Here is an 18,428-nt window from a genome sequence, read left to right as displayed (position 1 = left end):
AGTGCGATGGAAACCGAGGAGCCAGACCGGCCCGAGAACCGCAGGATCGTGATGGCCCCGCACCTGCGGGGCCTGGAACCGGACCCGAACCGGGGCGTCGAAGTCAGACACAGGTCCCCGGGGGAACTCGACGAGGCGGTGCCGCGCAACGAGTTCCTGCGCAAGGTGGTGGGAACCGTCGCGGGGCTCGCCGCGGCCGTACTGGTGTACGTGCTCATGCCGGGGGACCTCGAGCACAACGCCCGTCTCACCGCGGCCGTCGCCGTCCTGCTGGGCATCTGGTGGATGACCGAGTGCATCCCGATCCCCGCGACCGCGCTCGTCCCGTTGATCGTCTTCCCGGTGCTCGGTGACGGGATCTCCGTCGACGACGTGGGCGGGCAATACGGCAACAACATCATTTTTCTGTTCATGGGCGGCTTCCTCATCGCGATCGCCATGCAGCGCTGGAACCTGCACCGGCGGATCGCGCTGCTCACCGTGCGGGCGATGGGGACCAGGTCGACCCGGGTGGTGGCGGGGTTCATGATCGCCACCGCCTTCCTGAGCATGTGGGTGTCCAACACGGCCACCGCCGTGATGATGCTCCCGATCGGCGTCTCGGTGCTCATGCTCGCCTCCGAACTGGGAACCGGATCCCGCGGCGGTGCGGACGGGGACGGCGGCGAGGAGGCGTCCGGGATGCCCGAGATGGACGCCTCGGCAGACCCGAGGTCGGACGCGGTCAAGGAGGCGGTGATCCGGTCCAACTTCGGCACCGCGCTCATGCTCGGCATCGCGTACGCGGCGTCGGTCGGGTCGCTGGCCACGATCATCGGGACCCCGCCCAACACCCTGCTCGCCGGGTACCTCAGCGCCGAGCACGACATCCAGCTGGGCTTCGGGCAGTGGATGTTGGTCGGATTGCCGCTGGCGACGGTCATGCTGGTGATCACCTGGTTCCTGCTCACCAAGGTGCTGTTCAAGCCGGAGATCGAGCGGATTCCCGGTGGGCGGGCGCTGTTCGACGACGAGCTGGCCAAACTCGGGCCGGTGTCCTCGGGCGAGACGCGCGTGCTGGCCGTCTTCGTGGCCGCCGGTGTCTCCTGGGTCGCGGTGCCGCTGCTGTTCGAAACCCGGCCCATCTCGGACGCCGGTATCGCCCTGCTCGCGGGTCTGCTGCTGTTCCTGCTGCCCGCTGGTACCGCACGAGGGGTCCGGTTGTTGACGTGGGACGCCGCACTGGGCCTGCCCTGGGGTGTGCTCCTGCTGTTCGGGGGCGGCCTCGCGCTGTCCGCCCAGTTCTCCGGCTCGGGGCTGACCGACTGGATCGGCGAGCAGGCGAGTGCTCTCGGGGCGCTGCCGGTCATCCTGCTGGTCGCGGTCGCAGCGGCGGGGATCATCTTCCTCACCGAGTTGACCAGCAACACGGCCACGGCGGCCACGTTCCTGCCGGTCGCCGGCGGGGTCGCGCTGGGGCTCGAGGTCGACCCGATGCTGCTGGCGGTCCCGGTGGCGCTGGCCGCCACCTGCGCGTTCATGCTCCCGGTGGCGACCCCGCCCAACGCGATCGCCTACGGCTCCGGGTACGTGACCATCGGCCAGATGATCCGCGGGGGACTGTGGCTCAACATCATCGGGCTCGTCCTGATCACGCTGGTCACCATGACCCTCCTGGTGTGGGTCTTCGGGCTCACCGTCTGAGGCGGGCGGGCCCGCGCCGGCAGATCAGGCGCCGTCGAGCGACGTCCCGGACGGCCAGCGGCCGGTTATCAGCTCGGTCATCTCGTCCACCCAGGCCTCGTCGAGGGCCGCGTCCCGGCGGACGAGGAGGCGGAAGATCACCGTGCCCGCGACCACCTCGGCGAGCATGGGCAGCTGGTCGCCGCCGCGGCGGGTCTGGCCGAAGCGGGTCTCGAACGCGGCGAGGTTCCCGGCCAGCCGGGAGATCATCTGGTCGTGGACCTCGGGGTCGGCGACGGTATCGGCGATCAGGCCCGGGAGCGCGAGCCGGACCTCGGGCCGGTCGAACATCGCCCGGATGGTCTCGACCAGCGCCCTGATGTCGGCGCGGATGTCGCCGGAGCGGGCCGGGACGGGAATCGCCCCGGCGTCCAGGACCGCCTCGTGGACGAGCTCCGTCTTGCCCGACCAGCGCCGGTAGATGGCGGCGGTGGTGGTTCCGGCGCGGGCGGCGATGGCAGAGAGGGACAACGCCGGATACCCCGTCTCGAGCAGCAGCTCCCGGGTGGCCGCGATGACCGCCGCGTCGATCCTGCCGTCGCGAGGCCGGCCGGCACCTGGTCGCCCGTCACACCGCCCCGCGGCGGACTTGGCTGATTCCCCGCCAACCGTGCCGCCGTCTGCTGTCATGGGCTCACCATAGTTCCAATGCAGCGTGCATCGTATTGCCAGGGAGAGCACCGTGAACCTCAGCCCGCTCGACGAGTACCCGATCCACCAGACGCACGCCCCGGTCACCTGGCCGGCCACATCCGACCGGAACTTCTACGACCGCTCGTACTTCAACGTGCTCGACCGCGAGGGCCGCTTCATGGTGCTCACCGGAATCGGCTACTACCCACGGCTGGGAGTGAAGGACGCCTACTTCGTGGTCAGGCGCGGCGACACCCAGACCGCGGTGCACCTGAGCGATGCCATCGACGACGACCGCCTGCAGCCGCACGTGGGCGGCTACCGCCTCGAGGTGATCGAACCGCTGCAGGAGCTGCGCCTGACGCTGGCGCCGACCGAGGGGATCTCCGCCGACCTGACCTGGCGCGGGCTGTTCCCGGCCGCCATGGAGGAACCGCACTCGATGCTCACCGACCGGCGGGTCACGTTGCAGGCCAGCCGCTTCGCGCAGGTCGGCACGTGGGAGGGGTGGATAGAGGTCGACGGCGAGCGGCTGGAGGTCACGCGCTCCTCGTCGATCGCCGCCAGAGACCGCTCGTGGGGGATCCGCCCGGTGGGCGAAGCCGAGCCGCCCGGCCGGCCCGACGCCGCGTTCCGGGGCATGTGGTGGCTCTACCTGCCGCTGGCCTTCGAGGACTACCAGCTGTTCCTCATCCTGCAGGAGGACCCCGACGGCCACCGCAGCATGTACGACTGCACGCGCCGCTGGCGGGACGGCCGCGTCGAGCAGCTCGACGGCGTGCGGGTCCAGGTGGATTACACGCCCGGAACGAGGATCCCCCGGGGCGTCCACGTGGAGTTCATGAACCGCGCCGGCGACCGCATCACGTTGGACGTCGAGTCGAAGCTCTACGCCCCCATCGCGTTCGGGTCCGGCTACGGCGGTGACTCCTCGTGGGCGCACGGCAGCTGGAAGGGCGAGGGGTTCACCGAACGCGTGAGCTTTGACCTCACCGATCCGCAGGTGATGGCGGGGGCGGCGTTCAGCCTCATCGACCACGTCGGCTTGGCCGTGTGCACCGAGGCCGACGGGACGACCCGCGAGGGCGCCGGACTGTTCGAGCACGGCGTGATCGGCCCGCACCACCCGTCGGGCTTCACCGACTGGACCGACGTCGCGGGCGCAGGAACGGGCTCGGACGCGGGCTCGGGTGCGGGGGTTCAGGCATGAAGGTCATGACAGCCCTGTTCGGCCCCACCGACGCCGTCCACCGCGCGGAGGCGCTCAAGGAGGCCGGCGCGTCCGGCGTGTTCACCTTCGAGGGACCGCACGACGTGTTCACCCCCCTGGTGCTGGCGTCGCAGGTCAAGGGCCTGGACGTGATGTCCAACGTGGCCATCGGGTTCCCCCGCAACCCCATCCAGCTGGCCCATCAGGCCCACGACCTGCAGCTGCTCAGCGAGGGCCGGTTCATCCTGGGCCTGGGCACGCAGGTGCGGGCGCAGATCGAGAAGCGCTACGGCACCGAGTTCGACCGGCCCGTCGAGCGGATGAAGGAACTGGTCGGGGCGCTGCGCGCGATCTTCGACACCTGGGCCACCGGAGAGCGGCTGAACTTCCGCGGCGAGTACTACCGGCACACCCTCATGACCCCGACCTTCGTGCCGCCGCCCACCCCGTACGGGCCGCCGCCCCTCTACCTGGGCGCGCTCGGACCGCGGCTGACCCGCGCCACCGCTGAGGTGGCCGACGGCCTGCTGGTGATGCCGTTCGGGACCCGGAAGTTCCTGCACGAGAACACGATGCCCGCCGTGCGCGCCGGGCTCGCCGCCGCGGGCCGCAACGAGGATGACTTCGAGGTGGTGCCCGAGGTGATCGTCTCCGTGGCCACCGGGCGGGACGACGACCACTTGTCGACCCGACGGCTGCTGGCCTTCTACGGCTCTACGCCTGCGTACAAGCCGGTGCTCGACGCGCACGGCTGGGGCGATCTCCAGCCCGAGCTCAACGCGATGTCCAAGCAGGGCCGGTGGCAGGAGATGACCTCGCTGATCAGCGACGAGATCCTGCACACCATCGCCGCCTGCGGCACCCCGGCCGAGGTGGCCGAGCACGTCCGCGGTCGCGTCGAGGGGGTCTCGGACCGGGTCTGTCTCTATCAGACGGGCCCCATCGCCACCGACGCGCTCGCCGAGATCGTCGACGCGCTGGCGGGCGACCGATGACGCCGCGAACCGCCCCGGCCCGGACTGTGGAGTTCGAGCAGATCACCGACGCCCGCTACGGCGGAAAGGCCGCAGGCCTGGCCGAACTCCGGCGCCTGGGCCTGGACGTGCCGCCGGGGTTCGTGATCGCGGACGCCTCGGCCGACCTCGTCGTCGTCGACGACAGTCCCTCCAACACCGTCGCCCGGTGGTTCGACCGCATGGCCGACGCGGGCGCGACGCCGGTGGCCGTGCGGTCCTCGGCGGCCGGGGAGGACGGGGTGGACCAGTCGTTCGCCGGCCAGTACGACACGGTGCTGGGCGTGGACTCCGCCGAGGGCTTTGCCGCCGCCGTGCGCACCTGCGTGGACTCCGTGGCATCCCGCCGCGCCTCGTCCTACCGCGCAGTGCCCGGCAGCTCCACGTCGGACCACGCTGACCACACCGCCGCTCCCGACGTCCCGATGCACCTGGTGGTGCAGCAGATGGTCGACGCGCGCGCCGCCGGAGTGGTGTTCACCGCCGACCCGGCGTCGGGCCGCCGCGACCTCATGGTGATCGACGCGGTCCCCGGCCTGGGCGAGGCGCTCGTGGACGGCACCGCGTCGCCGGAGCACATCGTCCTGGATTCCCGGGGCGAGGTCGCCGTTCACGAGGTGGCCGTTCATGAGACCGACGACGACGAGGTCGTGCTGTCCCCCGGGGAGATCGCCGCCATCCGGTCCGGCGCACTGGCCGCCGCGCGGCACTGGGGCATCCCGATGGATCTCGAATGGGCCATCGATCAGTCGGGCCGGCTGTGGTGGCTGCAGGCCCGGCCCATCACCACCCTGCCCGGCGACCTCGGGGAGATGGATTCCACGCTCGCAGGGGCGGACCACGTCTACACGCGTTGCAACATCGGCGAGATGATGCCGGGGGCGTTCTGCCCCTTGACGGCGTCGGTCTCCGGGTTCGCGATCGACTACGCCATGCAGAAGATCCAGGTGGTGGCGCGGGCCCAGCCGAGCTACGAGCAACCGTGGCTCCAGGTGGGCTACTTCTCCGGGCACATGTTCCTCAACCTCACCGAGGGGACCGCGCTGAGCTCGGGACTCGTGGGCAATTCCCTGGAGCAGTTCTCCACCTCGATCTGCGGGCGGGTGGTGGACGAGTTGGTGCCCAAGCCGCCCAAACCCTTCCTGCGCCGGCTCAGCAACACCATCCGGCTCTCCACGCACGCGCTGTCGGCCGGGCCCGCGATCCGGCGGCTGGGCGAGCAGATCGCCGGCTGGCCGATCCCGACGAGCGACGATCCGAGGCTGGTGCTGGCGCAGTTGGAGGCCGGAGTCGAGCTGTACTGCGACGTCACGCTGACCCACGTGCGGTCGTCCTCGCGCGCGGCGGTCGCGGCCAACATCCTCGAGAGCGTCCTGATCAAGCAGGCGGTGAAGAACGGGCGGAGCGAGGACTCCGGTCGCACCGACGCGGCGCGGCTCATGGCCGGGGCCTCCGATGTGGAGAGCGCGCTCATGCTGGAGGAGCTGGACGCGGTGGTGCGGGCCATCGCGGCCGACGCCGGCCCCTCGAACACCGGCCTCTCGAGAACCGCCGCCGAGGAGTTCCTCGCCGCGGAGCCCGGGGACGCGGTCCGCGCGGTGTCGGCCTCGAGCAGCGCCTCCGGGGTGGCGCTGCGGAGGTTCCTCGCCCGCCACGGGCACCGCGGCTACCGTGAACTGTGCATGCGCGACCCGTCCTGGGCCGAGGATCCGGAGGGGCTCGGGGCGATGATGCAGGTGATGGTGCGTTCGGCTCGGGTCTCGCCCGATCGCGGGCCGGCCTCGGTGCACGTCGATGAGCCCGGATCGGCCGTCATCAGGCTGCTCGCCCGGTTCGCACAGGAAGGGGCTCGTGGGCGCGAGGAGACCAAGTCCAAGATGGCGCGGATGGCGCACGCGCTCAAGCTGGGCTACCGCCACCTCGGCGAGGTGCTGGCCCGGTCCGGGCGCCTGCCGGATGCGGATCTGGTGTTCTTCTTCGACCGCGCGGAGCTGGACCTCGTCACCGGTTCGGCCGACATCAGCGAGCTGGTGACGCGAGCGCTGAAGCGTCGGGAGGCGCTGGCGTTCCAGGACGCGCTGGAGTTCGAAGACGTCGCGGTGGGCCGGCCGGTGCCGATCATCGCCCGGGCCCGGGCCCAGGGTGAAGCGGCGGGCGAGGCGGCCGGCGGGGAGATCGTCGGCCGCCCCGCCAGCCGCGGCTCGGTGGAGGGCGTGGTGCGGGTGGCGAGGTCGATCGTGGACGCTCGCGAGGTGCAGCGGGGAGAGATCCTGGTGGCCCCGGTCACCGACGTGGGGTGGACGCCGTACTTCACCGTGATCGCGGCGCTGGTCACCGACATCGGCAGCTCGGTCTCCCACGGCGCGGTGGTGGCGCGCGAGTACGGACTGCCCTGCGTGGTCAACACCCTGGTGGCCACGCAGACGCTCCGTACGGGCGATCGTGTCCGCGTGGACGGAGACAGGGGAGTGGTGACGCGGCTCGATCACCCGCATCCGGGCGCGACGTAGGGGTGCGGACCCCCGGTCCCGCGTCTACCGGGAGTACACGAAGCCCCGCCGGACCCGCACGCCGCGGGCGGTCGCCTGCACGTAGTCCCTCTCCTGGGTGAGCACGCGGATCTCGAGGTCACCTGAACGGCAGATCACCGTTCGGCCGGCACGCCCGTAGAGGCTGGTGACGACCTCGACGGGGAGGACCGCGTCCCCGGTCGGCTGGGCTGCGAGCTCCACCCCGTGCGGGGTGAGCGCGAGGTGCGCGGGACCGTGGACGGGCCCGGACGGGAAGTCCAGGGCCTGTGTGGGGACGAGCAGACCTCCGTCGTCCGAGCGGAACCCGTCGTCACCCATGCGACCGGGCACACACGCCGCGTCGTGCAAAAACCGTGCGACGAACTCGCTGTTGGGCGACGAATCGAGTTCGGCGGGCGACCCCGCCTGGACCAGCCGACCCCGGTCCAGCACCGCGACCTGGTCGCCGATCGCCAACGCCTCGTCCCGATCGTGCGTCACGTGGACCATCGTCAGCTCGTTCTCCGCCGCGAGCCTGCGCAGCATCAACCTCAGGTTCGCCCGCAACGGCTCGTCCAGGGCCGAGAGCGCCTCGTCGAGCAGCAACACGTCGGGCCGCGCGACCAGGGCCCGGGCCAGCGAGACCCGCTGCCGCTGGCCGCCCGAGAGGGTGTCCGGTGCCCGGTCGGCGAAGTCGGCGAGTTCGACGGTCGCGAGCACCTCCGACACCCGCTTCTCCCGATCCGCGCGGTTCCAGCGGGCACGGCGGAGCGGGTATCCCACGTTCTCGGCGACACTCATGTGCGGCCACACGGCGTGATGTTGGAACACCATGCCCAGACCCCGGCGTTCGGGCGGGACCGTGTGGCCGTCCCCCACCAGCGTGCGTCCCCCGACCCGGATGGTGCCGGCGTCCGGGGTGACGAAACCCGCCACCGCGCGGAGGAACGTCGACTTGCCCGAGCCGGAGGGGCCCACGAGGGCGAGGATGCGGCCGGGGTCCACCCGCAGGTCGACGGAATCGAGCGCGCGGGTGGCGCCGAAGGTCACGTCCACCCCTCTGGCGTCGAGTTCAGACATTGATTTTTCCTGTCTCCGAGTCGGACCCGGTGAACCGGGACCCGAACAACGCCAGTACCACCAGGCCCACCAGCATGAGGATCACCGAGAGCGCCGAGGACGCGTTGAAGTCGCCCGCGCGCTGGTACTGGAAGATCACGACCCCGAGTGTCTGCGTCCCCGGTGAGACGAGCAGGACCGAGAGGGTGAGTTCCCGGACGGCCGTGACGACGACCATGATCGCGCCTATCCCGGCCGCGGGTAACGCCAGGCGCACGCTGGTGTCGAGGTGCGCGCGGAACGGGGTCGCCCCTCCGATCCTGGCCGCCTCCTCCATGGAGGAGTGCATGCCGGCCAGGGGTCCGCGCACTGTCTGGACGACGATCGCGGCGAACGCGGTGACGTACGCGCCGAGGATCACCCAGCCGGTGTTGTAGATCCCGGCGTACCGGCCCAGGATGAGCCATCCCGTGGCGATGACCAGACCGGGGACGGCCTGCGGGAGCAGGACCGTGAGCAACATGGGCTCGCGATCGGCGCGGGCGAGCCGTGTGGTGAACAACCCCACCGCGAGGCCGAGGATCCCGCAGAGGACTCCGGCGCCGATCGACAGGACCACCGAGTTGGTCGCACCGTTGATGGTCTGCGCCGAGGTGAGCACGCGTTCGTAGTTGCCCAGCGTGATCGTCTCCGGTGTCAGCGGCACCCCGGGCGCCGGCAGGAGGGACCGGACCAGCAGGCCGAACAGCGGGGCCAGGGTGGTGACGAGCCCGAACGTCCACGCCACGACTGAGACCCCGGCCCGCGCCCGGCCGAGCGACAGCGTGTCGAACTCCCGGCCCGACTCGCCGAACTCCACGACCTTCCTGGACATCCGACGATCGAGGAGCGTTCCGATCACGCCCAGCACGAGCAGCATGATGCCGATCTGGGAGACCACCTGTAGCGGCGAGCCGACCGTCCCGGACTCGAGGTACCGGTAGACCATGGTCGAGAGGGTGTCGAAGCCGCCGGGCACCCCGACGATGATCGGGATGCCGAAGTCGCCGATGCTGCTGACGAACGTGAGCGTGAACGCCGCGGTGATCGCCGGCCGGATCAGCGGCAGGGTGACGTCCAGCTGGGTTCGCAGCGGGGTGGCGCCGCCCATCCGCGCCGCGTCCACGAAGTCCGCCGGGACCCTGCGCAGGGCCGCGGCCACGACGAAATAGGCGACGGGGTAGCTGTGCAGCGTCAGCAGGAACGCAACCCCCGAGAAACCGTAGAACTCCCACGGCGCGAAGCCCACCGTGCGGTCGACGAGGCCGCCCCGCGTGACCAGGCCGGCCCAGGCGATCGCGCCGATGAACGGTGGCACGAACAGCGGGGTGAGCAGGAGCAGCTTGAGCGGCCGACGCCCGGCCAGGTCGGTGCGGTCGAGGAGGAACGCCATGACCGTGCCGATCACGACCGCGCCGATCGCCGCCACGAGCGAGGTCGTCACGCTGTTCACCGCGGCCTGCACGATCCCGCCGTCGAGGAGGAGCGGCAGGTGGTTCGCGCCGAACCCGAGCGACACGACGAGGGCCAGGGGCAGGACCGCCACTCCGAGGAGTGAGGCCCAGAGGACGATCCGGATCGGCAGGGTCACGTGACGGGTCGATGATCGCGGCGGGTCGGCAGCGTCAGCGGATCGCCTCGTTGAACGCCGACACGGCGTCGGCCTGGTTCTGTGCGATCGCCGCGAGATCCTGGTCGAACAGAGTGATCTGGTCCAGGGACGGCGCCCCCTCGGGCGTCCCCACGTCCTCGCGGACCGGCAGGTAGTTCTGCTCGACGGCGATCTCCTGGCCCCGCTTGGAGACGATGAAGTCGAGGAACAGTTCGGCGGCCTCGGGATCCTGGGCGTCGGCGAACACCGCCCCCGGCTGCGTGATGTAGGGGACGCCCTCCTCCGGGTAGCTCACGGCGATGGGCGATCCCGCCGCGGCGAGATCGCGCACCAGGTAGTCCACCACGATCCCGATCGGGCGCGACCCCTCGGCGACCGCCTGGGCGACCGGGCCGTTCGACTCGGCGACCTGGGGGTTGTTCGCGCCGAGGCCCCGGATCCATTCCGGGCCGAGGTCCGGGTGCAGGCTCCACGCCGAGGCGTTGAAGGCCGCCGCGCCGGAGATGTCCGGGTTGGGCAGGACGATCCGGTCGGTGAAACCCTGCTCGGTGAGCTGGGCCCACGAGGTCGGGGGCTCGGCGACGTCGTTGGTGTTGTAGGCCAGCACGGTCGGGATGATCCGCGTCCCCACGTAGTAGCCGTCGGGGTCCGCCGCGACCTCGACCAGGGCATCGGCGTCTTCCGGGGAGTACTCCCGGAACAGGTTCTGCTCCTTGTATCCCTCGAACGTCGGGACGTCGGCGGCCAGGAGGACGTCGGCACCGATGTCGCCCGTGGCCTGCTCCGCCGCGATGCGTGCGCGCAGGTCTCCGGTGCCCGCGCGGAACACCTCGACGGTGATGCCGGGCTGCTCCTCGTTGAAGGCCGCGATGATCTCGTCGATGTTCGCCTGGGGCTCCGAGGTGTAGAGCGTCACGGTGCCGGAGGCGCCGCCGCCGGCGGCGGACCCGCCCTCCTCGTCGGGCTCGGCGCACGCCGTGAGCGCGAGGGCGCCGACCGCCGCGAGTGCGGTCGCCCGCGTCAGGACACGCTTGCCGATTCGAGCGGTGTGGGTCATTGTGCTGTGTGCTCCTCGATCGCCGACGGGCCACGGTGATCCGTGACGTTCCACCGTGACATCCCAGGATTCTCCTCCGCTGGCCTTCTCCTGAACGGGAGATTAATCTTTCTCGTCCCCGGGGAGGGCGGCCTCACCGGCGGGCCACCCTGCTCCACCAGCCGTGACCGGCCGGGCGCTAGCGTCGGGGCCATGTCCGTCCCTCGCGAGCCCTCCCGCCGTTCGGCTGTCGAGCCGTTCCACGTCATGAGCGTCCTGGCCGCCGCGGCCCGCCGGCAGGAGACCCACGGGGACGTGATCTCCCTGTGCGCGGGGCAGCCCTCGACCCCGGCACCCGCCCCGGTGCTGGCTGCCGCGCACCACGCGCTGGAGACGGAGATCCTCGGGTACACCGAGGCGCTGGGTATCCGGCCGCTCCGCGAGGCGATCGCGGGGTATCACCGGAGACGGGATGGGGTGGACGTGACGGCCGACGACGTCGTCGTCACCACCGGTTCCTCCGGCGGCTTCACCGTCCTCTTCCTGGCTGCGTTCGACCCCGGCGACACGGTCGTCATGGCCCGCCCCGGATACCCCGCCTACCGCAACACCCTTCAGGCGCTGGGCTGCCGCGTCCGCGAGATCGCGTGCGGGGCGGAGACCCGCTACCAGCCGACGGTCGCGCAGCTCGAGGCCGTCGCGGACGAGCTGGGGCACGCACCGGCCGGGCTCATCGTGGCCAGCCCCGCCAACCCCACCGGCACGATCATCGACGCGGACGAGCTGGCCGCGCTGTCCCGGTGGTGTGAGGCCAACGGCACCCTGCTGATCAGCGACGAGATCTACCACGGCGTGACGTACGGCCGGGAGTGCGCGAGCGCGTGGCGCACCAGCCGCGAGGCGGTGGTGATGGGCTCGGTCTCCAAGTACTTCTCCATGACCGGCTGGCGGATCGGGTGGATGCTCCTGCCGGAGTACCTGCGCGACCCGGTGGACCGGCTGGTCGGCAACCTCACCATCTGCCCGCCGGCGGATGCCCAGTTCGCCGCCGTCGCCGCGTTCACCGCCGACTCCACCGCCGAGCTGGATCTGCATGTGCAGCGGTATGCGCGCAACCGCGAGCTGGTCCTGCGGCGGCTCGGTGAGCTGGGGGTGGGGGAGATCGCCCCGCCCGACGGCGCCTTCTATGCGTACTTCGACGTCGCGCGGTGGACCGACGACTCGGTGGCGTGGTGCGCGGAGGTCCTCGAGCGCACGGGGGTCGCGCTGACGCCGGGCGTCGACTTCGACACCGTCGACGGATCCCACACCGTCCGGCTGAGTTTTGCCGGGGACACCGCGGAGATCGCGGAGGCGATGGACCGGTTGGAGGCCGTGTTGACCCCGGCGGGGGATCGAAGAGGTTAACGTCGACTCATGGGTTCCGCCGAGATCATCACCAACATCGTCTACTTCACCCGGCCGTGGCTGCTGCTGCAGGCCCCGCTCACGGTGGAGCAGGTCTACCAGAACGCGCGCGAGATCCTGGCAGGGTCCACCGGTGGCTCGATGATCTCCTGACCAGGCTGCGATACTGGGGGGCGTGACCGCTCAGAGCCAGACCACCCAGTCCCGGACCACCAAGCCCCGCATCTCCAACGTGCTCGCCTCGCGCTACGCGAGCGCGGACCTGGCCACGCTGTGGTCCGCCGAGCACAAGATCGTGCTCGAGCGGCAGCTGTGGATCGCGGTGCTCCGCGCGCAGCGCGACCTCGGCATCGACGTGCCCGACGGCGTGATCGAGGCGTACGAGGCGGTACTCGACCGGGTGGATCTCGACTCGATCGCCGAGCGGGAGCGGGTCACCCGGCACGACGTCAAGGCGCGCATCGAGGAGTTCAACGCGCTGGCCGGCCACGAGCACATCCACAAGGGCATGACGAGCCGGGACCTCACCGAGAACGTCGAGCAGCTCCAGGTGGTGCGCTCCCTCGAGCTAGTCCGCGACCGCGGCGTGGCGGCGGCCCGCCGGTTGGCCGAGCACGCGGCGGCCCAGCGCGACCAGGTGATGGCCGGTCGCAGCCACAACGTCGCGGCCCAGGCCACCACCCTGGGCAAGCGCTTCGCCTCCGCGGCCGACGAGCTCCTGGTGGCGCTCGAGCGGGTCGAGTCCCTGCTGGAGCGGTACCCCCTGCGCGGCATCAAGGGGCCCATGGGCACCGCGCAGGACATGCTCGACCTGCTCGACGGTGACGCCACGCGCCTGGCCGAGCTCGAGCGGCGCATCGCCGAGCACCTGGGCTTCGCCCGCACCTTCGACTCGGTCGGCCAGGTCTACCCGCGGTCGCTCGACTACGAGGTCGTCTCGGCGCTGGTCCAGCTGGGCGCCGGCCCGTCCTCGCTCGCGCAGACCATCCGCCTGATGGCCGGGCACGAGCTCGTCACCGAGGGTTTCCAGCCCGGGCAGGTCGGCTCCTCGGCCATGCCGCACAAGATGAACACCCGCTCCTGCGAGCGGGTCAACGGGCTCCAGGTGGTGCTGCGTGGCTACGGCTCGATGGCGGCCGAGCTCGCCGGCGCGCAGTGGAACGAGGGCGACGTCTTCTGCTCGGTGGTCCGCCGGGTGGCGCTGCCGGATTCGTTCTTCGCCCTGGACGGCATGTTCGAGACGTTCCTGACCGTGCTCGACGAGTTCGGGGCCTACCCCGCGGTGATCGACAAGGAACTGCAGCGGTACCTGCCCTTCCTGGCCACCACCAAGGTCCTCATGGCCGCCGTGCGCGCGGGGGTCGGCCGCGAGATCGCCCACGAGGCCATCAAGGAGAACGCGGTGGCCGTGGCCCTGGCCATGCGCGAGGAGGGCCGGGAGCCCGATCTGCTGGAGCGGCTGGCGGCGGACGAGCGGCTGCCGCTGGACCGGGCCGCGCTGGAGGAGGCGCTGGCGGACCGCGCGGCGTTCATCGGCGCGGCGGCGGACCAGGTCGACGCCGTGGTCGCCCGCGTGGACGCGCTCGTCGCCCGCCACCCGGAGGCCGCCGGCTACGCGCCGGGTTCGATCCTCTGACCGCCGGGCGGCCGGGCGTCTGACTCGGCGCTCTGACTCGGGCGTGTGACTCGGCGCTCCGACGCGGCGCCCGCCAGAGGCGTGCGCTCGATGCGTGCCCGCGCGCTCAGGGCTCGGCCGCCCAATCCGCGCACATCCGCTCCCGCGCCTGGCGTCTTGCTCGCGCGCCTGACCGTCCAGACCGCAGCCGCCCCTGGACATGGCGTCTGGCGCTCGCTTCGGTGCACGCGAGACGCCATGTCGGCGCGCGGCTGCAGGGCATCAGGAGATCCCTGCTGGGCCGGCACCCGGGCCGGAGCCTGTAACGCAGGCCGGAGGCCGGGGAACGGCGTCGCGGACGGGGTGCCTGGCGATACGCTGAAACCCATGCGCGAGACCATCATCCCCGTTCCCGGCACTTCCGGCCTGCAGGCGACCCTGCACCACGCCGAGGATCCCCGGGCCCTGCTCCTCCTGGTCCACGGCTTCGGCGAGCACTCCGGCCGCTACGGGCGGACCATCCGGTTCCTCACGGACCGGGGGATCAGCGTGGCGGCCTATGACCTCCGCGGCCACGGCACGGCGCCCGGGCCGCGCGCCAAGGTGTCAGTCGAGACGCACATCCACGACAACCTCGCGGTCCGCGACGCGGTGGTGGAGTGGAGCAGGTCGGCCGAGGGCGCGGGGGCGGACTCCCTGCCCCGGCTGTTGATGGGGCATTCGAAGGGCGGGCTGATCGCCGGGGAGTCGGCGCTCCGGCGGCCGTGGGACCTCAGGGGCCTGATCCTGTCCTCACCAGGGCTCATCGTGGGCGAGGGTACCTCGGCACCCCTGCGGGCGATGGCTCCGTTCCTCACCCGGTTCCTGCCGTTCCTGCCCGTGGACAAGCTCGATCCGCGCGACATCTCCCGCGTGCCCGAGTACGTCGAGGACTACTCCTCGGACCCCCTGGTCCACCACAAGGGCGTGCCCGCGCTGTCCGCGGGGACGCTGTACGCCGGCGGGCTCCGGTTCCTCGAACGCTCCCGCGCGCTGCGGCTGCCCACGCTCGTCCTCAACGGGTCCGCCGACACCATCACGTACCCGTCCGGGGCGCGTCGCTTCGCGCAGATCGCCGGCACGGACCACGACCCGCGGCCAGAGATCACCTACCGGGAGTTCGACGGGGGACGGCACGAACTGTTCAACGACCTGTGCGCGGACGAGGCCTACGCCGCGCTCGGCGAGTGGTTGGACGCCCGGCTGACCTGATCCGCCTCACCTGATCCACCTCGTGCAGACCGGCGTCGGCGGGGTCCCGTCTACGCTGGCCCCCATGCGACCTGACCTCTCGTCCTACCGTCACCTCGCCGCCGGAAAGGTGCGCGACCTGTACGAGATCGACGCCGAGACGCTGCTCATGGTGGCCACCGACCGGATCTCGGCCTATGACCACATCCTCGGCACGCCGATCCCCGACAAGGGTCGGGTGCTCACCGCGATGAGCGCGTACTTCTTCGACGCCCTCGACGTGCCCAACCACCTGGCCGGGCCGCTGGACGACGAGCGGATCCCCGCCGAGGTGCTGGGCCGGGCCATGGTGGTGCGGCGGCTCGAGATGGTCCAGGCCGAGTGCGTGGCCCGCGGCTACCTCACCGGGTCCGGGATCGTCGAGTACCGCGAGTCGGGAACGGTGTGCGGTATCGAGCTGCCCGAGGGTCTGGTCGAGGCCAGTCGGTTGCCCGAGCCGATCTTCACCCCGGCCACCAAGGCGGCGATGGGGGACCACGACGAGAACATCTCGTTCGACCAACTCACCGGGATAGTCGGGGCCGAGCTGGCCGAGCGGCTGCGGACGGCCACCCTGGACGTGTACTCGCGGGCCGCCGAGATGGCCGCCGAGCGCGGGGTGCTGCTGGCGGACACCAAGTTCGAGTTCGGTCTGGCCGACGGCGAGCTGATCCTGGCGGACGAGGTGCTCACCCCGGACTCGTCCCGGTACTGGCCCACCGACGGTTATTCGCCGGGCCGCGTGCAGCCGAGTTTTGACAAGCAGTACGTGCGCAACTGGCTGACCGGTCCCGACGCGGGCTGGAACCCCGGCGCCGACACCCCGCCGCCGGCGCTCCCTCAGGAGGTTGTGGACGCGACCCGGGAGCGGTACATCGAGGCCTACGAGCGGATCTCCGGCCTGTCCTTCGCGGACTGGATCGGCGGTGAGTCCGCATGAGCGATCACACAGCCGTCGCCCCTGAGGTGACCGCGGAGACGTCGGTCCCCACGCCCCCGTCGGCCGAGCGCCGCCCCCACCGCCGCGAGCACCACGGCCGCGTGTTCGTGGACGACTACGAGTGGCTGCGCGACAAGGACGCGCCGGCGACCCGCGCGTACCTCGAGGCGGAGAACGCCTACACGGACGCGATGATGGCCGAGCAGAAGCCGCTCGAGGACGAGGTGTACGAGGAGATCCGGTCGCGGGTCAAGGAGACCGACATGTCGGTTCCCGTCCGCTCCAGCGGCTGGTGGTACTTCTCCCGCACGTCGGAGGGGCTGTCCTACGCGCGGCACTGCCGCGTGCCCGTGCCGCCCGAGTACGTCGCGGACGCCGACGACCCGGCCGGCTGGGTGCCGCCGGAGGTCTCGCCCGACGTCGAGCTCCCCGGGGAGCAACTGCTGCTGGACGGAAACGCCGAGGCCGCGGGCCACGAGTACTTCGCCCTCGGGGCGTTCTCGGTCAGCCACGACGGCCGCGCGCTGGCCTGGGCCACCGACACCGAGGGCGACGAGCGCTACACCCTGCGTTTCCGGTCCCTGGACCCCGGCTACACGGCACCGGACGAGGAGATCGCGGGCATCGCGGCCGGGGTGACCTGGTCCCGCGACGGCCAGTTTGTCTTCTACGTGACGGTCGACGATGCGTGGCGCCCCGACACCGTGTGGCGTCACCGCCTGGGGACCACCCGGGACGACGACGACAAGGTGTTCCACGAGCCCGACGAGTCCTACTGGATCGGGGTCGGCGAGACACGCAGCGAGAAGTATCTGCAGATCGCGGCCGGCTCCAAGATCACCACCGAGGTGTGGTGCCTGGACTCCGCGGACCCGACCGGTGAGTTCTGGTGCGTCCGCCCGCGCGAGGACGGCGTGGAGTACGACGTCGAGCACGCGGTCGTCGGCGGCGAGGACCGGTTCGTCATCACCCACAACGCGGGCTCGCCCAACTTCGCGGTGGTCGAGGCCGCCGCCGGGCCGGTCGACCGTGACTTCCGCGATCTCGACGCGCTCGTGCCGCACCGCGACGACGTCCGCGTGGAGGGCGTCGACGCGTTCGTCCGCGTGCTGGTCCTGGGCTATCGGGAGGGGGCGCTGCCGCGGTTCGCGCTCATGCCCCTGGACACCTCGGACTCCGCAGCCACCGCGTCCACCGTCGGCGCCCGGGCGTACGGCGAGTTCACGCCGGTGGAGTTCGACGAGGAGCTCTTCACCTCCGGTCCGGGGTCCAACCCCGAGTGGGACTCGCCGGTGCTGCGCTTCGGGTACGGGTCCTTTGTCACGCCCGGCCGCGTCTATTCGCTCGACTTGGCGACGGGGGAGCGGACCCTGCTGCGCGAGCAGGAGGTGCTGGGCGGGTACGACCCGAGCGGCTACGTGCAGCGCCGGGACTGGGCCACGGCCGAGGACGGCACGCAGGTGCCGATCTCGCTGGTCATGTCCACCGGCACGGCGTCCCGGGTCGACGCGGGCGAGAAGGTGCCGACGCTGCTGTACGGCTACGGCTCCTACGAGTCGAGCATCGATCCGGGATTCTCGGTCGCCAGGCTCTCGCTGGTCGACCGCGGCATGGCCTACGCCGTGGCGCACGTCCGCGGTGGCGGCGAGATGGGCCGCCTCTGGTACGAGCAGGGCAAGACGCTGACCAAGCAGAACACCTTCACCGACTTCATCGCGTGCGCGAGGCACCTCGTGGACTCCGGGCTCACCGCCCCGGACCGGCTGGTGGCGGAGGGCGGAAGCGCTGGTGGCCTGCTCATGGGCGCGGTGGCCAACCTCGCCCCCGAGCTGTTCGCCGGGATCCAGGCAGTGGTGCCGTTCGTCGACCCGCTCACCTCGATCCTCATGCCGGAGCTCCCGCTCACGGTGATCGAGTGGGACGAATGGGGCGACCCGCTGCACTCGGAGGAGGTCTACGACTACATGGCCTCGTACGCGCCGTACGAGAACGTCGAGGCCAAGGACTACCCCGCGATCCTCGCGGTGACCTCGCTCAACGACACCCGGGTCCTCTACGTGGAGCCGGCCAAGTGGGTGGCCAAGCTGCGTGCGGTGTCCACCTCGGCCAACTCCTCCGAGCGGCCGGTGTTGCTGCGCTGCGAGATGAGCGCGGGTCACGGCGGAGTGTCCGGGCGGTACGAGCGGTGGCGCCAGACGGCGTTCGAGTACGCGTGGACGGTCCGCACGGCCGGGGCCGGCTGAGCCACCGCACGGCCGGGGCCGGCTGAGCCACCGCCCGGCCGGGCTCAGGTCGGCATCCGCGCGCGCACACTGCAGTCACACACGAAATCTCGTGTGTGGCTGCAGTTCTTACACGCGGCT

General features: G+C 71.3%; 14 protein-coding genes. 10 read left to right on the top strand and 4 right to left on the bottom strand.

Annotated elements, in window-relative coordinates; all coding sequences use genetic code 11:
- Positions 1 to 6: 6 nt before the first annotated feature.
- Positions 7 to 1,683, top strand: coding sequence for a DASS family sodium-coupled anion symporter (locus R4P08_RS14475; protein ID WP_317814597.1), 1,677 nt, complete (start codon positions 7 to 9; stop codon positions 1,681 to 1,683).
- Between the two features lie 24 nt (positions 1,684 to 1,707).
- Here the strand turns inward: R4P08_RS14475 and R4P08_RS14470 are convergent, their stop codons facing one another.
- Complete coding sequence (locus tag R4P08_RS14470; protein ID WP_317814596.1) at positions 1,708 to 2,352, bottom strand: TetR-like C-terminal domain-containing protein; 645 nt, start codon at positions 2,350 to 2,352, stop codon at positions 1,708 to 1,710.
- A 52-nt stretch (positions 2,353 to 2,404) separates the two neighbouring features.
- On the opposite strand from R4P08_RS14470, the gene R4P08_RS14465 reads away from it, so the two are divergent.
- The 3 genes from R4P08_RS14465 to R4P08_RS14455 are packed head-to-tail and all read left to right on the top strand — an operon-like array spanning position 2,405 to position 7,088.
- Positions 2,405 to 3,565 carry a hypothetical protein gene (locus R4P08_RS14465; protein ID WP_317814595.1) on the top strand — a complete coding sequence of 387 codons (1,161 nt, stop codon included), beginning with the start codon at positions 2,405 to 2,407 and terminating at the stop codon, positions 3,563 to 3,565.
- Complete coding sequence (locus tag R4P08_RS14460) at positions 3,562 to 4,560, top strand: TIGR03617 family F420-dependent LLM class oxidoreductase (RefSeq protein ID WP_317814594.1); 999 nt, start codon at positions 3,562 to 3,564, stop codon at positions 4,558 to 4,560. The genes R4P08_RS14465 and R4P08_RS14460 overlap by 4 nt, the downstream gene beginning before the upstream one ends.
- The gene (locus tag R4P08_RS14455; RefSeq protein ID WP_317814593.1) at positions 4,557 to 7,088 is read left to right on the top strand and encodes a PEP/pyruvate-binding domain-containing protein; all 2,532 of its coding nucleotides are present in this window, start codon (positions 4,557 to 4,559) and stop codon (positions 7,086 to 7,088) included. Before R4P08_RS14460 ends, R4P08_RS14455 begins: the two co-directional genes overlap by 4 nt.
- Positions 7,089 to 7,112: 24 nt before the next feature.
- On the opposite strand, the gene R4P08_RS14450 is transcribed toward R4P08_RS14455, so the two are convergent.
- From R4P08_RS14450 to R4P08_RS14440, 3 genes are read right to left on the bottom strand one after another with little or no spacing between them, the layout of a single operon-like run.
- Positions 7,113 to 8,168 carry an ABC transporter ATP-binding protein gene (locus tag R4P08_RS14450; RefSeq protein ID WP_317814592.1) on the bottom strand — a complete coding sequence of 352 codons (1,056 nt, stop codon included), beginning with the start codon at positions 8,166 to 8,168 and terminating at the stop codon, positions 7,113 to 7,115.
- Positions 8,161 to 9,777, bottom strand: a complete 1,617-nt coding sequence (locus tag R4P08_RS14445; protein WP_317814591.1) for an iron ABC transporter permease — start codon at positions 9,775 to 9,777, stop codon at positions 8,161 to 8,163. Before R4P08_RS14445 ends, R4P08_RS14450 begins: the two co-directional genes overlap by 8 nt.
- A 34-nt stretch (positions 9,778 to 9,811) precedes the next feature.
- Positions 9,812 to 10,855 carry an ABC transporter substrate-binding protein gene (locus tag R4P08_RS14440; RefSeq protein ID WP_317814590.1) on the bottom strand — a complete coding sequence of 348 codons (1,044 nt, stop codon included), beginning with the start codon at positions 10,853 to 10,855 and terminating at the stop codon, positions 9,812 to 9,814.
- A gap of 192 nt (positions 10,856 to 11,047) precedes the next feature.
- Between R4P08_RS14440 and R4P08_RS14435 the strand changes: the two genes are divergently transcribed.
- From R4P08_RS14435 to R4P08_RS14410, 6 genes are all read left to right on the top strand, one after another.
- Positions 11,048 to 12,241 (top strand): aminotransferase class I/II-fold pyridoxal phosphate-dependent enzyme, encoded by a 1,194-nt coding sequence (locus R4P08_RS14435; protein WP_317814589.1) that lies wholly within the window; start codon positions 11,048 to 11,050, stop codon positions 12,239 to 12,241.
- A gap of 9 nt (positions 12,242 to 12,250) precedes the next feature.
- Positions 12,251 to 12,394, top strand: a complete 144-nt coding sequence (locus tag R4P08_RS14430; protein ID WP_317814588.1) for a hypothetical protein — start codon at positions 12,251 to 12,253, stop codon at positions 12,392 to 12,394.
- Between the two features lie 22 nt (positions 12,395 to 12,416).
- Entirely contained in the window at positions 12,417 to 13,877 is a 1,461-nt protein-coding gene (purB, locus tag R4P08_RS14425; RefSeq protein ID WP_317814587.1) for an adenylosuccinate lyase, read from the top strand.
- 366 nt (positions 13,878 to 14,243) lie between these two features.
- Positions 14,244 to 15,107: a lysophospholipase gene (locus R4P08_RS14420; RefSeq protein WP_317814586.1), complete on the top strand. Its 864-nt coding sequence runs from the start codon at positions 14,244 to 14,246 to the stop codon at positions 15,105 to 15,107.
- A 64-nt stretch (positions 15,108 to 15,171) separates the two neighbouring features.
- Complete coding sequence (locus R4P08_RS14415) at positions 15,172 to 16,065, top strand: phosphoribosylaminoimidazolesuccinocarboxamide synthase (RefSeq protein WP_317814585.1); 894 nt, start codon at positions 15,172 to 15,174, stop codon at positions 16,063 to 16,065.
- A complete protein-coding gene (locus R4P08_RS14410) occupies positions 16,062 to 18,308 on the top strand; it encodes a S9 family peptidase (RefSeq protein WP_317814584.1) in 2,247 nt (748 codons plus the stop codon). Before R4P08_RS14415 ends, R4P08_RS14410 begins: the two co-directional genes overlap by 4 nt.
- Positions 18,309 to 18,428: the final 120 nt, after the last annotated feature.

The organism is Rhodococcus sp. IEGM 1408 (assembly GCF_033142235.1).
Lineage (GTDB): Bacteria > Actinomycetota > Actinomycetes > Mycobacteriales > Mycobacteriaceae > Dietzia.
The sequence above is the reverse complement of the archived record's forward strand: the minus strand, read 5'-3'. Positions and strand labels throughout refer to the sequence as shown.

Coding starts and splice junctions, on each gene's coding strand:
- R4P08_RS14475 (WP_317814597.1), top strand. CDS start 7: ATGGAAACCGAGGAGCCAGACCGGCCCGAGAACCGCAGGATCGTGATG.
- R4P08_RS14470 (WP_317814596.1), bottom strand. CDS start 2,352: ATGACAGCAGACGGCGGCACGGTTGGCGGGGAATCAGCCAAGTCCGCC.
- R4P08_RS14460 (WP_317814594.1), top strand. CDS start 3,562: ATGAAGGTCATGACAGCCCTGTTCGGCCCCACCGACGCCGTCCACCGC.
- R4P08_RS14455 (WP_317814593.1), top strand. CDS start 4,557: ATGACGCCGCGAACCGCCCCGGCCCGGACTGTGGAGTTCGAGCAGATC.
- R4P08_RS14450 (WP_317814592.1), bottom strand. CDS start 8,168: ATGTCTGAACTCGACGCCAGAGGGGTGGACGTGACCTTCGGCGCCACC.
- R4P08_RS14440 (WP_317814590.1), bottom strand. CDS start 10,855: ATGACCCACACCGCTCGAATCGGCAAGCGTGTCCTGACGCGGGCGACC.
- R4P08_RS14435 (WP_317814589.1), top strand. CDS start 11,048: ATGTCCGTCCCTCGCGAGCCCTCCCGCCGTTCGGCTGTCGAGCCGTTC.
- R4P08_RS14430 (WP_317814588.1), top strand. CDS start 12,251: ATGGGTTCCGCCGAGATCATCACCAACATCGTCTACTTCACCCGGCCG.
- R4P08_RS14420 (WP_317814586.1), top strand. CDS start 14,244: ATGCGCGAGACCATCATCCCCGTTCCCGGCACTTCCGGCCTGCAGGCG.
- R4P08_RS14415 (WP_317814585.1), top strand. CDS start 15,172: ATGCGACCTGACCTCTCGTCCTACCGTCACCTCGCCGCCGGAAAGGTG.
- R4P08_RS14410 (WP_317814584.1), top strand. CDS start 16,062: ATGAGCGATCACACAGCCGTCGCCCCTGAGGTGACCGCGGAGACGTCG.